Raw genomic sequence first — 18690 nt, 5'->3', positions numbered from 1 at the left:
AAAACATAGATGAATCGGTGTGTCTCTTCTGACTCATATTGTCCCTAATTCCCTAACCAAACCTGTAAAGGAGGTGAGGCTTTATGTGAAATCCAGGGCGTTTATTCCGTCCGCAATTAAGGTTAGTCTACCGTTTTATTCTGCAGAGAAGGGCATATGTACCAGACTAAATTACAAAACCGGGTAAAGGGAGTGGAAAAGTTTGATAAAGATTAATCGGTTACGCAAGCCCATCTCTATAGGGCTCTCGCTTCTCCTTGCATTTTCAATCATTCATCCGGTTTCAGCTGAAAACTCCACATCATCCAAATTGGATATGAAATCTGGACTTGCCAAAGTTTCTGAGGCCAAAGTAAACGCCAAGTTGACCAAAGAATTTGAAGGTAGTGAATATGTTACCTATCTGGTGAAAATGAAGGAACAGGTGGATACAGCAGCAGTCTCCAAGCAGGCCCTCGAAAAGGCGACGATCGCCAAACAAACGCCTTCAGCCACAAAGCTGTCCGTTCGGAATTCAGTCGTCAGTTCTCTGCGAGAAACGGCCTCACGTACACAATATCCATTGGAAACTTATCTGGAAAAGGAAGTTGACCTGGGCAAGGTCAAAGAATATAAAAGCTATTTTATTGTCAATTCACTGGCAGTGACGAGTACCAAAGAAGTCATGGAACAGATTGCGCTGCTGCCTGAGGTAGAGAAGATTCTACCGAATGAGACACGATACTTACAGAAAGCCGAAGTGAGTAAAGAACCGGCGAGTGCGGGACCAGCCAAAGATGCTGTGCAAACGCCAGCTAAAGACGCTTCAGTCGGAGTCAAAGATAAAGAGCCTGCTGCAAAGGACAAGCTTGCAACAGAGAACGTGGAATGGAACCTGGATTACATCAATGCGCCAGCCGTATGGGATCGGGGCATCGATGGAACGGGGATTGTCGTTGCCAATCTCGACAGCGGTGTAGACTATACCCACCCTGCGCTTCGCAGCAAGTGGCGAGGACTGGATGCTTCGGGCAATATTGTTGATCCTGAACTGAGCTGGTATGATCCGCACAGTAATGCTTCACTTCCTGCGGACGGAGACGGACATGGTACACACACGATGGGTACGATGGTTGGCTCGGAACCAGATGGTACCAATCAGATCGGGGTTGCCCCCGGTGCGAAGTGGATAGGTGTACGGATATTTAATCCGGAAACAACAGATGCCATTATTCTGGATGGCGGACAATGGTTGATTGCACCAGTGGATGCAGAAGGTAATCTGCACCCTGAACTTGCACCGGATGTCGTCAACAATTCATGGGGCGGAGGTGCAGGACTGGATGAATGGTTCCGGCCCATGGTGCAAGCCTGGCGTGATGCTCAGATTTTCCCAGAATTCTCCGCAGGAAATGTGAGACTGGGTAACCCGGGCGGACCTGGTTCTGTTGCTAACCCGGCCAACTATCCTGAAAGTTTTGCTACAGGAGCAACGGATATCAACGGAAATCTGGCTTCGTTCTCCCTGCTGGGTCCATCTCCGTATGGCGAGATCAAACCGGAAGTATCTGCGCCTGGTGTAAATATCCGTTCAGCAGTTCCGGGTGGTGTCTATGAGGGAGGCTGGAACGGAACGTCAATGGCAGGCCCGCATACCACTGCACTTGCTGCACTCCTGCTTCAGGCCAACCATTCCCTTACTGTGGATCAGCTGGAGCAGATCATTACAGATACGGCCACACCGAGAACAGATAGTCAGTATCCGACATCTCCTAATAACGGCTACGGTCACGGCATTATTAATGCGCTTGATGCTGTGGGTTCTGTACTCGAAGGAATCGGCACAGTATCCGGCAGAGTCGTTACAGCCGGAGATGATCTGGAAGAGCCGGTACTGGAACACACACCTGTCAATTCAGCCTTTACAGGCATTGATATTCCATTAACGGCTCATGTGACAGATAACGTCGCGGTAGTCTCCGTCGAGGCTTTTGCCAAAACGACAGGTACCAACCAGTACGTCTATCTGCCGATGAATCGGATTGCCGGAGATAGCAAAGATGGAACTTACACAGCAACCATTCCTGCCTTTCTCATTGAGCCACAAGGTGTGGAGTATTATATCCGCGTGAATGACTATGGCAATAACGGATTCGATAGTCAGGTATACAAGGTGGCTGTCTCCAATGGTGTTCAACCCGGATATCTTCAGGATTTTGAAGAAGATCAGCTGGGCTTCACCACTGGCGGTACGGGAAGTACATGGGTATGGGGAGCACCAAGCAGTGGTCCTGGAAGTGCATACTCTGGTGAAAAGGTGATTGCAACCAACCTGCAAGGTACTTATCTGGCGAATAGCAATGCATATCTGCTTGCGCCGCCAATTGATCTTACTGAGAGCCCGGAAGGCGCGTTATTGTCTTTCAAACACTGGTATGATCTGGAGAATAACATCGACTTTGGCAAGGTATATATCGCTTCCGAGGATAGCGATTATGTGTTCGAAGAGTTGTTAAGCTTCACGGGTACGGGTGGTAACTGGAAGAAACAATATGTGGACCTTCGCGCATACGCGGGACAGCAGGTATTTGTCAAATTCAATCTGACCAGTGATAACTCGGTGCAAAAGGCTGGTTGGTATATTGATGATTTCGCAGTTGAAGAATTGGATGAGCTTGCACCGGGAGCTCCTGCTGGATTGACTGCAACTGCCGATATTCTGGGCAACGTAGCCTTGAGCTGGACTGGAGCGAGTGATGAGGATCTCGAATCCTATGTCGTATATCGTTCCACAACCGCAGGTACAGGTTATGAAGCTATTGGAAGCACGACAGGAACAACGTTTACGGATACAACTACAGTTACGGATTCGACCTATTACTATGCCGTTGCTGCACTGGATTATAGTGGCAATGAAAGTGACAAGTCGAATGAGGTCTCCATTACAGTGGAGGTGCCTGAGGATATCTACATCGATCACTTCGACGGCAGTGATGATAATGGCTGGACTCATTCGGGAACCAAAGATGAGTGGGAACGCGGCATTCCGGTAACGGGACCTGCCAGCGCCGTTTCTCCGCCGAATGTGTGGGCAACTGATCTCGACAATACGTATGAGAATGGCTCCAACTATTCACTCGTATCCCCAGTTATTGATTTGACGGATGTATCCGAAGGAACACTCACGTTTAATCATTGGTACGAGATTGAGAGCGGATACGATTACGGATATGTGGAAGTCACCAAAGATGGTGGAACGACATGGTCAGAACTGGGCAAATTCTCACATAGTACAAACGGTAAACAATGGACACCGGTATTCTATGACCTGGATGCACTTACCGGCAATGAAGTACAATTCCGGTTCCGTCTGACTTCAGACAACAGTGTTGTGAGGACAGGTTGGTTCATTGATGATTTCCGCGTACTGGGTGTTGCTGCGGAGACGGTCACACAGGACAGTGCTGTTGTGCTTAACAGTGACAAACCAAAACCGTCCTATGATAACCCTTGGTACAAAATTTCGCGGACAGACAAAGCGGAATTCAACAAAACGAAACAGCAACAACCGGAAGTCGAAAAACCAGGAACAGGTTCGGTTACTCCACAAAGCCTGCCTGCAAGTGCAACGGTTACCGTATTGGAAACCGGACGTTCGGTGAAGACAGATTCGGCTACAGGCAAGTACAGCTTCACACACGTAGCAGGTGATTACACGTTAAAAGCTGAGGCATATGGATATTATCCTCGAACTCAGCAGGTAACGATCACCGATGGCAGTGGAGCCAAAGCCAACTTTAATCTGGAGGCAATCCCGCATGGACAGATTGAAGGTGTAGTAACGGATGAGCGGACAGGACAACCACTGGCTGATGCTTCCGTTCTCGTCATCGAAGATGCCAATGTAGGTGAAGTTCGCACAGGTTCAGATGGCAGCTTCGTTATTCAGGTATTGGAAGGAAGCTATACTTTATCCATCCGGGCTGCGGATTATTACAGTAAGACGGTTACTGTGACTGTACCTGGTAATGGTACGGCAGAGGCAAATGTTGCCTTGAAACCATTCATCGGCTTCCCGGGGGAAATTGCTTATGATGATGGAACAGCAGAGAACGCACGAGCTTTTAACGCTGCGGATAACGCTTGGGCAGTTCGAATGACACCAGAGCTGGAGACTGCACAACTTACGGGTGCATCGTTCCGTTTCTGGAACACCGAGTGGCCTGTGCCTGGAGGTACAGCGTTCAAATATGCCGTCTATGATGCATCGGGTCCTGGCGGAGCTCCGGGACGACAACTGGCTGGACCATTTGACGGTACTGCACTTCGTAACGATCAATGGACAACCGTTGAATTCCCGGAACCGGTCATTGTAACGGGCGACTTCTATATCGTGTATGTACAGAGTATTGCTGGAACTGGCGCTCCGGGACTCGCTACCGATGAGAATGGTCCAAATGCAGGTCGAAGCTGGCAGCGAGTAAGTGGGGTGTGGAGTACTTCACCTGCAGAAGAAGGTAACTACATGATTCGTGCAGTTGTGAGATACCCGGTAAATGCACCTGTGCTCACAGTACCTGCGAACACGTATACGAATCAATCGACCTTCCCTGTGTCGGGAACATCTCCGGCATCCGGCGCACAGATTAAGATTTACAACGGCAAAGATCTCGCTGGCACGACAACTGTCGCAAATGGGAAGTTCTCATACGGTGTGAAACTCCGTTCTGGCATTAATGCGATTACTGCCGAGGCAGTAGTTGACGGAAAAACAACCGACCGTTCACTCCCTATCGTCATTATTCTGGATCAGACCAAACCACAGTTGACCATCACGAGCCCGACGGAAGGAAGCCGGATCAACACGGAAGTTGTTCATGTAACAGGTAATGTCGTGGAACAATTCCTCGATAAGTTGACTGTTAACGGACAAACCGTACAAGTGGGCAAAGACAGAAGCTTCAGTCATCGCGTATTGGTTAACGAAGGCGAGAACACGATAACCATTACAGCAACCGATCTTGCTGGCAACAAAACAACGGTAACCCGCACCGTCTACGTGGAAACGGCGTTGCCAGAACTTACGAATATTACGCCAGCTGAAGATGTTCGAATCACATCAGGAGAGAGTGTCACTGTATCGTTTGACAGTAAACCTGGACTGCAAGCATCTTTCCGGATTCAGTTACCGCTGAATCTAAATGCCTCAGGGGCAGGAGAGATTCCATTAGTGGAGACCGAACCTGGTCGTTACACGGGTACGTACACAACACCTTCATCACTTACTCTTGAGGGGGGAGTCATTGTGATTCGTGCTCAGGATGCAGCAGGCAACAAAGTAGAGGCAGAAGCAGCTGGACGATTATTCGTCAGCGCAGCACAGGAACAATCCAATCCAGAACCAGATTCGAGCCTTGAAGAGACAGAATCTACTGAACCTAGTCCACCGTCTGCTGAGGGTCTGCAACCTTAATTAATCAAAATATGACATGGATGATAACTGCGTTCTGACCATCTAAGCAAGAAGCCGATAAGCCGAGGTATCCTGGCTTGTCGGCTTTTTGTTATATCCTCTTTTCATAGCTAACGCCTAAGATTAGTTCGACCAAAATACATATACTGCATGGTTGGCAGCATTAGGAGTAACAAATACGATAACAGGAGGAGTGAATTGTGGGAGTTGATGCAGTACAACGATCCCAACCGCTACGAAGTAAATGGCTCAAAACCAAAATGTTGCTGAATAACTCGGCGATCAAACCATTTATCCCTGATACGCAACGATATAGCCAATCCAACTTGAAGACCATGCTGGAGAAATATAGGATGGTATATGTCAAACCCGAGATAGGCACCTTTGGAATGGGAGTCATTAAGGCTGAAATGCACAATCAGCACCACTTCGCCTACCAGATTGGTCAAAAGCGTCTGACGTTCAACAGCTTTGAGTCATTCTATCGAAGCCTGACCCATCGAATTAAGCAGAAAAGCTATCTCATTCAACGAGGTATCCATCTGCTGCAACATAATAACAGGCGCTTTGACATTCGGGTAATGGTTCAATTAAATCTCGGGCAGGAGTGGGAAGCGACAGGGGTCATAGGCCGACTGGGTCATCCAAAGAAAATTGTGACCAACTACCATAGCGGTGCGAAGCCAATGAGCATTCATACGTTGTTGAGATCCCATGCCTCTGATAAGCGGATTAACGAATTGATTCAGGAGATGAATCACTTAGGCATCCATATCGCTCGGCACATGCGGAAGAAATACACGCGTTTGAGAAGCATTGGGGTGGATATCGGGCTTGATCGAAGTCTGACTCCATGGATTATTGAGGTAAACGCGAAGCCAGATCCCTATATATTCAATCAGTTAAAGGACAAGACAATGTATCGTAAGGTGATTCGATATTATCGTCAGAACGCACTATAAAGGATGAAGGTGTCAAAACGAATCCAGAAAATCATGTGAAAATAAATATGTGGAAATGAAGCATCCATCGGGATGCTTTTTCTTTTGCTTGCATATGACAGCAGGGAAGTAGTCTCCTTTCTTCACATTAATGATATAACATGATATATTAGGATGTAGAACATGAGAAGTATGGGTATTTATGGAGGTGCTTGTATTGGGGAAAGACTCGGCATCCAAGCCGATGTATGAACAGATCTTTGAATCCTTGCGCGAACGGATACAGCTTCATCAATATCAAGTGGGTGAGCGTGTTCCTTCGGAGAAGGAATTATGTGATGAATTTGGAGTTAGCCGGATTACGACGAAAAAAGCGCTTGAGATGTTGGCGAGTGAACAATTGATTGTTCGTCAGCCGGGACGGGGTTCTTTTGTAGCCGACACGGCAGAGGGTATGCAGGAAAGACCTAACAGACCTGCTCCGCATGGTGCGGTTAAAGATCCAGAGAAGAAGCTGCTCATTGGTCTGGTCATTACCAACTTCAGTGATATGTATGGTACAGAACTGTTATATGGCATGGAAGAAGCTTCACGAGAGCATGATTGTTTTCTCGTACTTAGACGATCCTTCGGGATTCCCGAGCAGGAGGAACGCAGCATTCAGGAACTGCTGGAACTGGGTGTGGACGGATTGATCATTTTCCCTGCACAGGGTGAATATTTCAGCGATGAGATTCTTAAACTGGTCGTGAACAAATTCCCGTTTGTTCTGATTGACCGGTATCTGAAAGGCATTCCAGCTTCTTCGGTCAGTACGGATAACGTAGGCGCGGCGAGAGAAGGGATGAATTATCTGTTCAATCTGGGTCATCGACACATTGCTTTTCTTACACAGCCTCCGGCCAACACCACACCGATTGAAGAACGAATTGAAGGGATTATTGAGGCACATCATGATCAAGGTGTGCTGGTGAACAGAGAATTGTGGCTGGAATCTTTTCTTTCGACATTGCCTAGTGTGTTCGATCCTCAGGTCGAGGTCCGCGATGTGGAGACACTGGTGGAACATTTGCAGAAATATCCGGAGATTACTGCACTCTTTGCTGCGGAATACCATATTGCTTTGCTAGCGGAACAGGCAGCCGATCGACTTGGTCTGAAGATTCCGGAGGATTTGTCCATCATTTGTTTTGACAGTCCAAACGCTGCCGAAGGAAGCCGTGTAACACATATGCGACAGAGTCAGTTTGATATGGGGAAACAAGCATTCGAGATGGTGCTCCAAAATATGCAGAACAACGAAATGGCAGTGAACAGGGTTGTTTTGCCTGCCCGATTGGTGAAGGGGAAATCAACGAGTATAGTGAAACAAAAGGGTTCATTTTAGCGGCCTATATTCATTGGGTTTAATCAGAGACTTCGTGGAAACGAGGTCTCTTTTTGGTATGGATAATAAGGGAAACATCACCTTGATTGGTATATTGTTTGGATTAAAAAAATGATAATAACATGCTAATATACAAATAAATATATTGACATAACATTATATTCGTTTTAGGATGATGAAAGCGGTTAATAAACTGGATTACATAAGGAGGACAACATGCTGACACCCAGAGAAGATCAAGACATTTCCCCCTCGATATACGACATGATTGATCGAGTTAACAAACGTATGCCGGATTATCCGGAACTAAACCAAATGTTTAAAAACTGTTTTACCAATACGATGGCGACTACCATTCAGCGCAAAGAGGATGGAACAACTTTTGTGATTACGGGAGATATCCCTGCCATGTGGTTACGTGATTCTGCTGCACAGGTCAGACCGTATCTGGTTCTCGCTTCAGAGGATGAAGATATCGCCGACATGATCGCTGGACTGGTTGAACGGCAACTGAATTATATTCTCCTAGACCCTTATGCAAACGCTTTTAATGAGACAGAGAGTGGGAAAGGACATCAGGAAGATCTAACGCAGATGAATGATTGGATCTGGGAACGGAAGTATGAGATTGACTCTCTGGCTTATCCAATTCAGCTCAGTTATCTCCTGTGGAAGAACACGGGAAGAACAACGCAATTCAATGATACGTTCCGCAAAGCAACCCAGATTATCATGCAGTTATGGCAAGTGGAGCAGCATCATGAGACGAAATCACCCTACACGTTCCAACGTCTGGATGCGCCCGAAACCGATACGCTCAGCCGAGAGGGACGAGGTACTGAAACAGCCTATACAGGCATGACATGGTCGGGATTCCGTCCCAGCGATGATCGCTGTGAATATGGTTATCTGATACCATCCAATATGTTCGCCGTTGTGGCGCTGAGATATCTACAGGAAATTGCCGAAGTCGTGTTCGAGGATAAAGGGCTGTCAGCAACTGCTCAGCAGTTGGAGGAACAGATCAACAAAGGTATTCAGGATTATGGTACTGTCGAACATCCGGAATATGGCACCATATATGCGTACGAAACCGACGGGAAAGGCAATCACAATCTGATGGATGATGCCAATGTACCAAGCCTGCTGTCTTTACCTTATCTCGGATATGTTGATGAGAACGACGAGGTGTATCAGAATACACGCCGATTCATTCTATCCTCACACAACCCGTATTTCTACGAGGGAACAGCAGCAGCTGGAATCGGTAGTCCACATACACCGGATGGGTACATCTGGCATATCGCTTTATCGATGCAGGGGCTGACTACAACGGATCGCAACGAAAAACTGCGATTGCTCCAGCTTATCCAACAGACGGATGCGGGCACCGGACTTACCCATGAAGGCTTTTCGGCTAACGATCCACATGAGTATACCCGCCCATGGTTTTCATGGTCCAACATGCTCTTTAGTGAACTGATGATGGATTATTGCGGATTCGGCGTAGAGAAATAGGATTGCGTACAGAAATAGATAGGAAAGCAAAAGAGAACCTGCGAGTACATCATAATGTTCGGAGTTCGTTGAATTCCGACAAGAGGAGAGCGAACCATGAGAAAAATATCTTTGAAAATGCCGGTAGCAGCAGTTATGACATCCTTGCTCATTCTAACGACAGCCTGTTCAGGCGGAAGTTCAAGTACAGGCACAACCAGTGATGGCAAGAAGGAAGTAACCGTCTCGTTCCGTTCTTCAGGATCTGAAGATACACTTACGAAGTTTTTCCAATCCGGATTGGTGGATCAATTCGAGAAAGAAAATCCGGATATCAAAATCAACATTGCGCCTGTATTGGCAAGTGAAGGTGATTATACGTCCAAAATGGTTTTGCAGATGAAGTCGCCTGACACGGCGCCAGATGTTATTGCCGAAGATACATCCATCATCAAATCCGATGCTGCTGCGGGATATCTGGAGCCGCTGGATACAAGGGTTCAGGGCTGGTCCGATTGGGAAGAACACATCATCGACAACCTGAAGGCAGGGGTTACGGGTGAAGATGGCAAGGTATACGGCGTTCCGGCTACCTCGGATACACGCGGGATCTGGTACAACAAGGAATTGTTTCAACAGGCAGGTCTGGAAGTTCCATTCAAACCTGCAAGCTGGGCAGAAGTACTCGAAGCAGCACGTACCATCAAGCAAAAACTGCCAGGTGTGACACCGCTTAATATGATCGTGGGCAAAGCAAACGGTGAAGGGGTTACCATGCAGACGCTAGAAATGCTGCTCTATGGTACGGCAGACACATTGTATGACGATACCAGCAAGAAATGGGTCGTGAACAGCCCGGGGCTGCTGGATTCTTTCAAATTCATAGATCAAGTGTTCAACACGGATAAAACAGGTCCGACCATGCAGGTCGCCTTGAATGGACAAGCTGGCAGTATTGCATTCCAGCAACAGTTCCCGCAAGACAAACTGGCGATGGCTGTAGATGGTAGCTGGGCAGGTTCGACATGGGCCGAGAACGGTGCTGCCCCAATTGCCAACGTCGAAGAGAAAATAGGTTTTGCGCCATTCCCGACACAAAATGGGGAAGCACCTGGAGCAACGACGATGTCTGGAGGATGGGCCTGGTCTGTTCCTGCACAAGCGAAGAACAAGGAAGAAGCTTGGAAATTTATCGAGTTTCTGATGAATAAGGAAAATGCGACTGCACGCGTAGTAGCGGAAGGCAGCCTCAGCCCACGTAATGATTCCACAGACGTTGAAGGGTATACGGATCGTCCATATACCAAAGAAGCACAGGAACTCCTGAATGTGGCTCACTTCCGTCCAGCGAACGATCAATATGCAACGGTATCCGCCCAATTGCAAAGCATCGTAGAGAGTATTGCCTCTGGCAAGCTGACGCCGGAAGACGGAATTACGCAATTGAAGGACAACGTATCCCGCTCCCTTGGCGCGGACAGCATCGAAGAGAAATAAGGATATCGATATATTCGGAGGGGGAGGAACAATCTCCCCTTTTTCCGGTTCGAATGGAGAGTGACTTATGAAAAGGAAAGCACCAGGCTCATTTCTGTTTCTCATGCCTTCCGTACTGTTATTACTCGTGTTTTTCATTGTTCCCATTATTTTGACGATCTGCTTTGCCTTTACGAATATGGCTCTGACCGGGGCGGCAGCCAAGAGTCTGGAGTTCGTCGGATTTCAGAATTTCATTAATATGTTCCATGATCCGGACTTCCGCATTAGTGTCTGGCGTACGCTGGTCTTTCTCATCTTCTCCGCAGTGATTGGTCAGGTATTGCTTGGGTTCATTCTGGCTCTTCTAATGAAGGAAAAAAATGTGACGTTCCGCCGGGTCATTGGCATCATCGTCATTGCTGGCTGGGTGACACCCGAGATTGTGGTGGCATTCTGTATGGTTGCCTTTTTCAGTGACAATGGTTCATTGAATCAGATTCTTGGCTGGTTTGGGGCGAATCCGATCTCCTGGTTGTTCAGTTTCCCAATGGTGAGTGTCATTATCGCGAATATTTGGCACGGCACAGCCTTCTCGATGATGGTCTACCAATCGGCTCTGGATGATATTCCGAAGGAAGTCGAAGAAGCTGCCATTATTGACAGCGCTACAGGGTTCCAGATCGTCAGACACATTACAATTCCAATGGTAAAAGGGTCGATCGTGACCAACATGATGTTGGTTACCCTACAGACACTGGGTGTGTTCACGCTGATCTATACGATGACCGGTGGTGGCCCGGGTACTTCGACACAAACCTTGCCAATCTTCATGTACAACCAGGCCTTTGTGAATTATCAGTTTGGATATGGTACAGCCATATCGCTGGTTCTGCTGTTCATCGGTATCATCGCCAGCCTGTTCTACATGCGATCCATGAAAGTGAAAGTGTAACCATGAAGGAGGTTCGATCCCTATGGTCAAACATGGGCTTCAACGCAAAATCCAGTACGGGATTCTAGTCTTTCTAGGGCTCTGTTTTTTATTGCCGCTGCTCTGGATCATCTTGGCTTCATTTGATCCGAACGCACAGCAGGGCATCAAAATGCCCAGTACCTGGACCATTCAAAATTTCAAGGATGTACTCGGGGATGCGAGCAATCTTCGTTCATTCGGTGTCGGCCTGATTCTGTCGGGAGGGCAAGCGATATTGGTTGTTCTGGTATCGGTTCTTGCCGCCTATCCATTATCCCGATACGAGATGAGATTTAAAAAGAGCTTCCTGTTATCCATTCTGTTCATGACAGCTCTTCCGATTACGGCCGTGATGGTTCCGGTATTTCAAATGTTTCTGTTCTTCAAAATGCAAAATAGCATCATTGCCACAATGCTGTTCCTGACCGCATCTTCACTTCCTTACGGTATCTGGATGATGAAAAACTTCATGGATTCGGTGCCCATTGATCTGGAAGAATCCGCATGGATTGATGGAGCGTCCGTATGGAATGGCTTGAGACGAATTGTGGCTCCGCTAATGTTGCCAGGTATTGCAACGATAGCGATATTTACCTTTTCGGGAAGTTGGGGTAACTTCTTCGTGCCCTACATCCTGCTCCAGACACCGGAGAAACTTCCGGCATCGGTCACGATCTATCAATTCTTCGGCAGCCACGGCATGGTTGAATACGGCAGATTGGCTGCATTTTCACTACTTTATACGATGCCTTCGGTTGTGCTATATATCTTCTCCCAGCGTTACATGTCCAAAGGCTTCAGCATGGGCGGGGCAACCAAAGGTTAATGACAGGAGGTACGCAACATGACAACCAAAAAGACGGCACATCTCATCTCGCATACCCATTGGGACCGGGAATGGTATATGCCTTATGAACATCATCATGTTCTTCTCATTGAGCTGATGGATAAACTGCTGGATACGCTCGATCAGGACCCGGAATATCGCTATTTCCATCTGGATGGGCAGACGATTATTCGTGAGGATTATTTGCAGGTTCGGCCTGAACAACAGGAGAGACTTGACCGCTATATTCGTGAAGGGCGCATTCATTTTGGCCCATGGTATGTGTTACAGGATGAGTTTCTGACCAGCAGCGAGGCCAACCTGCGAAATCTGCTCATCGGTCATCGTGATGCTCGTCCATTCGGTGTGATATCCAAGACGGGGTACTTCCCTGACTCATTCGGAAATATGGGACAGGCACCGCAGATTCTGCAACAGGCGGACATTCATAACGCGATCTTCGGGCGCGGGGTAAAGCCTACCGGATTCAATAATGCCGTGGTTGATGCGGATAGTTACGAATCTCCCTATTCCGAGATGATCTGGCGTTCGCCGGATGGCTCGGAAGTGCTCGGTATTTTGTTCGCGAATTGGTACTGCAATGGGATGGAAGTTCCAGTTGATCCGGAGAAAGCCAAAGTATACTGGGATAAAAATCTGGAGGATGCCGAGAAATTCGCCTCGACCCCACATATGTTGTTCATGAATGGTTGCGATCACCAGCCGATCCAGACGGATCTGCCTGAGGCTTTACGCACGGCGGCTGCGTTGTATCCGGATGTGGAATTTATTCACTCCAATTTTGACGATTACATTGAGGCGGTTAACAAAGATGTCCCTGAAAATCTGGCGACCATTGAAGGTGAACTTCGCAGTCAGCACACGGATGGTTGGGGAACACTGGTGAACACGGCATCCGCACGGGTTTATCTGAAACAGTTGAATCAGCAGGGGCAGACGTTGCTCGAAAAAGTAGCCGAACCACTCGCTGCCATGGCCCATATAGCCGGGGTAAAAGATTATCCGCACCATCTGTTGACGCATGCATGGAAGATGCTGATGCAGAACCACCCGCATGATAGCATCTGCGGATGCAGTGTGGATGAGGTTCACCGTGAGATGGTGACCCGCTTCGCCAAGAGCAGACAGCTTGCAGAGAAATTGGTTTCCCAGAGCGCGCAAGCGATTGCTGAATCCATTCGTGCGCAACCTGCTGAGGCTTGGGGAGAGGAAGCCGTGCCGTTCACTGTATTCAACACGAGTGGATGGAATCGAAATGGCATCATGGAGATGGATCTCATTGTGGACAAAGCCTTTTTCCCGGAAGGGCCTAATCCTCAGGCGCTTGCACAGAAGGTGGAAAAAGATGCATTGCCAGCGTATCAGCTCATCGATTCGGATGGACACGTGTACTCGGCTGAAATCAAGGATCTGGGTGCACATTTCGGTTATGAACTTCCGAAGGATCGCTTCCGGCAGCCTTATATGGCTCGTAAAGTTAGAGTGACTTTCCAGGCGGTGGATGTACCTTCGCTGGGTTATAAGACGTATGCTCTTATTCCAGTTCAGAAGCAAACAGAGATTGCTGAAGTGCCCGCTACGAGCGAACTCGTTCAGGTTCAGGGAATGATGATGGAAAACGGTCATTTGCGGGTGACGATTGAAGATAATGGTACGGCAACGATTGAAGATAAGGTCTCCGGTGTTGTATACAGGGGCTTGAATTCATATGAAAATACCGGTGATATCGGCAATGAATACGTCTATCGTCAGCCTGACGGAGAGATGACGCTGACCACGAAGCATCTGAAGGCAGACCTGCGGATCGTGGAGCAATCTCCGTATCGTGCAGTCATGGAGAGTGTATTACACTGGGACATTCCTGCTGGAGCAGATGAACTGTTCGAGTTGGAGAAGCGCCAAATGGTTCCTTTTACAGAACGCAAGGCACAGCGGGTGAAGAACAGGGTTCCGCTGGTAATTACGACAACGTATACGCTGGAAGCAGGCAGTAATATGGTCAAAGTGAAATCTGAATTTAACAATCAGGCCAAGGATCATCGGCTGCGTGCACTCTTTCCATCCGGACTGGTGACAGAGGATCATTATGCGGATTCCATCTTTGAGGTTGCCAAACGCTCCAATACACCGGCCAAAGAATGGGTGAATCCAAGTAATGCGCAGCATCAGCAAGCGTTTGTACATGTGACGGATGGTGATCATGGCTTGATGATTGCAAACAAAGGGCTGAATGAATACGAGATTTTACAACATGAAGAGGGCAGTACGATTGCGGTTACGCTACTGCGTGCCTCTTCGGAGCTGGGAGACTGGGGCGTGTTCGAGACACCAGAAGCCCAATGTCTGGGACAACAGAGTGTGGAATATGTGATTATTCCATTTGCAGGGGATGCAGCACAGTCAGGCGCATGTGCATCCGCATATATGTATCCCATTCCGTGGACGACTGTGCAGATAGGGTCATTAGCACGCACTTTTGAGTGGGAAGGTCATGCCGGAGCTGATGGGCAGAAGGTGGAGTTGCCTCTGTCGAAGCAATGGTTAGCATGGAATGCGCAAGGTTCGACACTGGCATTCTCCACACTGAAGATCGCGGAGGAAACTGGAGACGTGATCGCTCGCTGGTATAATCTAAACTCCGAAACTGCTGAATTGAACGTTCAGCCTGGATTCGAGTGCGCCTCTGTCTATGAGAGCGATGTGCTGGAACGGGTCAAGGATACGTTGGAAGAGGACAGCCAGACGATATCCGGGTACAAAATTGTTACACAAGGGTATGCGTTACGTTGAGGTGATGTTTAACATTATAACCATAGAAACCTCCTGTTCACGATAGTGTGGACAGGAGGTTTTTGTCATGTGCTCCGTTATGTGCACCTGCACCCAAAGTAATATGGGAAAACCGCATACATACCTAATGATAGACGTGTCGTGATTTTATACATTAATTGTCGTGAGTTTCTATTAAAAATACATGAAGTCTGTGATAACTTATAGATAAATGTCAGAATATTATATAGTATGGAGGTAAGCCAACAGTGACCATTCGAATTGGGAAAATTAGCTTGTGGCATGTTCACGCATGGGATTACATCAAGCAGGCACAGGAACATGAAGATACAGTCATCGCAGCGGTGTGGGATGAAGATGCCAAGCGGGGACAGGAAGCGGCTGAACGTTTAAACGTACCATTCTATGCTTCACTCGAAGATATGCTGGCTAAGGATGACATCGATGCCGTTATTGTAGATGCGCCAACCCGCATCCATGAAGAAGTGATCACCGCTGCTGCAAAAGCAGGGAAACACATCTTTACGGAGAAAGTTATTGCAGCGACACAAGCGGAATCCAACAGAATCCTTGATGAGGTAAAGGCAAACAAAGTCAAGATGACAGTCTCCTTACCACGTCTGAATGCAGGGTATACGCTCACGATTCAGGATGTACTTAACCAGGGATTGCTTGGCAAAGTGACTTATGTTAGAGCACGTTTATCGCATGATGGAGCGATTTCGAACTGGTTACCTGAACACTTCTATGATCTGAAGGATTGTCAGGGCGGTGCACTGATTGATCTGGGCTGCCATCCAATGTATCTGGCCAAACTGTTTCTGGGTCAGGAAGTAACAGCGGTTAATGCGAGCTTCGGATACATTACAGGCAAAGAAGTGGAAGATAATGCAGTTGCAACCTTGTTTACGGATTCCGGAGCAGTTGGTGTTGTTGAAGCTGGTTTTGTGAATAGCCATTCTCCGTTTACGATTGAGGTTCATGGTACGGAAGGCACCCTTCTCTACGGGACACCTGATGATAAGCTGTTGATTCGTACAAAAGCAGCACAGGGACAGTATGAAGAATGGACTGAACTTCCTTTGGTAGACAAAAGGGAAAGCGCATTCAATCAATGGGTTGCACATATACAAAATGATACGGATGCAACCGAAAACGTGCAGATCGCTATGGAGCTGACCCGGTTGATGGAAGCTGCGAATCTCTCTGCCAAAGAAGGGCGCAGAATCACTCTGAGTGAGTTGAAGGGTTAGGTCTTATGAAGGAGGTATGCAAACTTGAGCCTGTATCCTTATGAGAAAATGCTTGAACGGCAGGATCTCCTAGAGAGACTGGATATTTCAATGGTGTGGGGACATTATGAAATTCGCGTAATGCGATTTCATCTGACTTCTTTTCCAGCGGGCCGAGTTGTGGATTTCCATAATCATGCGGAGTTTGAATTTCATTTTATCCCGAGAGGCAAAGGTAAGGTTATTCTCGATGATCAGTCACATGCACTCTCGGAAGGCATGCTGTATTTGACTGGACCGGGTGTCTTGCATTATCAGGAGGCGGACGCCAAAGAGGACATGGATGAACTCTGTCTTCATGTGGATATCGTTCACAAGCCAAGAGAGCATGTCGATCCTTGGGAAGCCACTGAATCCGAGGAAACGATTGAAAAGCTGAGAACGCTTCCGCATACTCCGGTGAATGATTATCATCGGGCGATGCAGTGTTTTTTGGAAGCTTATGAGGCCTGTGATCAGAAATTATTAGGTTATTATACGTCGATCAAACAGCTGGTCATTAGCATATTACTTAAAACTGTGCGAGCATACGACACCGGTGGGAATCGACCGGAAGCCCCTGTTCGGGATATGTCGGCGTATCGTTATGAGTATGCAGTGCAGTATATGGAGGCGAATCATCCTACAGCAGTCACGCTGGAGCATGTAGCTGAGAAACTTCATATCAGCAGCAGACAATTGCAGAGAATCTTCTATCAAGTACAGCCTGAGATGCCGTTCAGCCGCGTACTGGAGGATATTCGTCTGCGCGCCGTGTGCCGTAATCTGGAGGAAAGTAACGTATCCATCGAACAGATCGCTCTCGCTTCGGGCTTCAATAATGCCAACTATTTGCATGCTGTATTTCGTAAACGTCTGGGGATGACCCCGTCGGCTTTTCGTAAAATGAAACAACCAATACTTAAGTGAGGGTGAATATATATGAGTAAAGTATATCGTATCGGAATTATTGGCTGTGGTGGAATCGCGAATGGTAAACATCTGCCAAGTCTGAGTAAACTGGATAATGTTGAACTGGTGGCTTTCTGCGATATTGTTCAGGAACGTGCAGATGAAGCCAAGCAAAAATATGGCTCTACAGATGCTGAGGTCTACACAGATTATCAAGAACTGCTCAAGGATGAGTCTCTGGATATTGTGCATGTGCTTACCCCGAATATTTCCCATGCCGAGATTTCCATTGCTGCCCTGGAAGCAGGCAAACATGTCATGTGTGAGAAGCCAATGGCGAAGACGTCTGCTGAAGCACAACTCATGTTGGAAGCGGCAGAACGTACCGGTAAGAAACTGACGATTGGATACAACAACCGTTTCAGAGAAGACAGTCAATATTTGAAGAAGGTGTGCGAAGCGGGTGATCTGGGGAATATCTATTTTGCCAAAGCACATGCCATTAGACGGAGAGCAGTACCAACCTGGGGTGTTTTCCTGGATGAGGAGAAACAAGGTGGCGGTCCGCTGATTGATATTGGTACGCACGCACTTGATCTGACGCTCTGGATGATGGATAACTATCAACCAAAGGTTGTACTCGGCACGACCTACCATGAACTCTCGCAACGTGAAAATGCGGCCAACGCCTGGGGCCCATGGGACCCGAAAAAATTCTCGGTAGAGGACTCGGCCTTTGGCATGATTGTAATGGAGAATGGTGCAACGATCATGCTGGAATCCAGTTGGGCGCTTAACTCACTGGACGTGGATGAAGCCAAATGCAGCTTGAGCGGAAGCGAAGCGGGTGCGGATATGAAAAACGGACTGCGCATCAATGGCGAGAAATTCAGCCGTCTATACACCAACGAGATTGAACTGAGTGCAGGCGGGGTAGCATTCTATGATGGCAAGAGTGAGAGCGCACCGGATGTGGAGATGAGAAAGTGGATCGAAGCGATTGAGAACGATCAGGAGCCAGTCGTTACACCAAAACAAGCGCTCGTTGTATCTCAGATCCTGGAAGCACTCTATGAATCTGCTCGTACAGGCAAGGCTGTATACTTGAATAGCGCTAACGAAGCATAGAACAGAACGAAAT

The 18690-nt window shown here is 47.7% G+C and carries 11 protein-coding genes; all 11 read left to right on the top strand.

Features of this window, described 5'->3' with window-relative positions:
- Positions 1 to 202: 202 nt before the first annotated feature.
- The 11 genes from MKY73_RS16150 (at position 203) to MKY73_RS16100 (ending at position 18677) form a co-directional block, all read left to right on the top strand.
- Entirely contained in the window at positions 203 to 5452 is a 5250-nt protein-coding gene (locus MKY73_RS16150; protein ID WP_339302603.1) for a S8 family serine peptidase, read from the top strand.
- Between the two features lie 200 nt (positions 5453 to 5652).
- Positions 5653 to 6414, top strand: a complete 762-nt coding sequence (locus MKY73_RS16145) for a YheC/YheD family protein (RefSeq protein ID WP_339302602.1) — start codon at positions 5653 to 5655, stop codon at positions 6412 to 6414.
- A 187-nt stretch (positions 6415 to 6601) separates the two neighbouring features.
- The gene (locus MKY73_RS16140; RefSeq protein WP_339308625.1) at positions 6602 to 7780 is read left to right on the top strand and encodes a GntR family transcriptional regulator; all 1179 of its coding nucleotides are present in this window, start codon (positions 6602 to 6604) and stop codon (positions 7778 to 7780) included.
- Positions 7781 to 7996: 216 nt separating this feature from the next.
- Entirely contained in the window at positions 7997 to 9298 is a 1302-nt protein-coding gene (locus tag MKY73_RS16135; protein WP_339302601.1) for a glycoside hydrolase family 125 protein, read from the top strand.
- Between the two features lie 96 nt (positions 9299 to 9394).
- On the top strand, positions 9395 to 10774 hold the full coding sequence (locus MKY73_RS16130) for an extracellular solute-binding protein (protein ID WP_339302600.1): 1380 nt from the start codon (positions 9395 to 9397) through the stop codon (positions 10772 to 10774).
- A 67-nt stretch (positions 10775 to 10841) separates the two neighbouring features.
- Positions 10842 to 11708 carry a sugar ABC transporter permease gene (locus MKY73_RS16125; protein ID WP_091016580.1) on the top strand — a complete coding sequence of 289 codons (867 nt, stop codon included), beginning with the start codon at positions 10842 to 10844 and terminating at the stop codon, positions 11706 to 11708.
- 22 nt (positions 11709 to 11730) lie between these two features.
- The gene (locus MKY73_RS16120) at positions 11731 to 12555 is read left to right on the top strand and encodes a carbohydrate ABC transporter permease (RefSeq protein WP_339302599.1); all 825 of its coding nucleotides are present in this window, start codon (positions 11731 to 11733) and stop codon (positions 12553 to 12555) included.
- Positions 12556 to 12573: 18 nt separating this feature from the next.
- Positions 12574 to 15366, top strand: coding sequence for an alpha-mannosidase (locus MKY73_RS16115; protein ID WP_339302598.1), 2793 nt, complete (start codon positions 12574 to 12576; stop codon positions 15364 to 15366).
- 248 nt (positions 15367 to 15614) lie between these two features.
- Complete coding sequence (locus MKY73_RS16110; RefSeq protein ID WP_339302597.1) at positions 15615 to 16619, top strand: Gfo/Idh/MocA family oxidoreductase; 1005 nt, start codon at positions 15615 to 15617, stop codon at positions 16617 to 16619.
- Positions 16620 to 16643: 24 nt separating this feature from the next.
- Positions 16644 to 17567 carry an AraC family transcriptional regulator gene (locus MKY73_RS16105; protein ID WP_339302596.1) on the top strand — a complete coding sequence of 308 codons (924 nt, stop codon included), beginning with the start codon at positions 16644 to 16646 and terminating at the stop codon, positions 17565 to 17567.
- Between the two features lie 12 nt (positions 17568 to 17579).
- On the top strand, positions 17580 to 18677 hold the full coding sequence (locus MKY73_RS16100; RefSeq protein ID WP_339302595.1) for a Gfo/Idh/MocA family oxidoreductase: 1098 nt from the start codon (positions 17580 to 17582) through the stop codon (positions 18675 to 18677).
- Positions 18678 to 18690 lie beyond the last annotated feature (13 nt).

Origin of the sequence: Paenibacillus sp. FSL R5-0519, from assembly GCF_037974275.1 — a bacterium.
Lineage (GTDB): Bacteria > Bacillota > Bacilli > Paenibacillales > Paenibacillaceae > Paenibacillus.
The sequence above is the reverse complement of the archived record's forward strand: the minus strand, read 5'-3'. Positions and strand labels throughout refer to the sequence as shown.

What these genes read in the sequence shown, in the direction of transcription:
- MKY73_RS16135 (WP_339302601.1), top strand. Translation starts at nt 7,997, where the DNA reads ATGCTGACACCCAGAGAAGATCAAGACATTTCCCCCTCGATATACGAC.
- MKY73_RS16130 (WP_339302600.1), top strand. Translation starts at nt 9,395, where the DNA reads ATGAGAAAAATATCTTTGAAAATGCCGGTAGCAGCAGTTATGACATCC.
- MKY73_RS16125 (WP_091016580.1), top strand. Translation starts at nt 10,842, where the DNA reads ATGAAAAGGAAAGCACCAGGCTCATTTCTGTTTCTCATGCCTTCCGTA.
- MKY73_RS16120 (WP_339302599.1), top strand. Translation starts at nt 11,731, where the DNA reads ATGGTCAAACATGGGCTTCAACGCAAAATCCAGTACGGGATTCTAGTC.
- MKY73_RS16115 (WP_339302598.1), top strand. Translation starts at nt 12,574, where the DNA reads ATGACAACCAAAAAGACGGCACATCTCATCTCGCATACCCATTGGGAC.
- MKY73_RS16100 (WP_339302595.1), top strand. Translation starts at nt 17,580, where the DNA reads ATGAGTAAAGTATATCGTATCGGAATTATTGGCTGTGGTGGAATCGCG.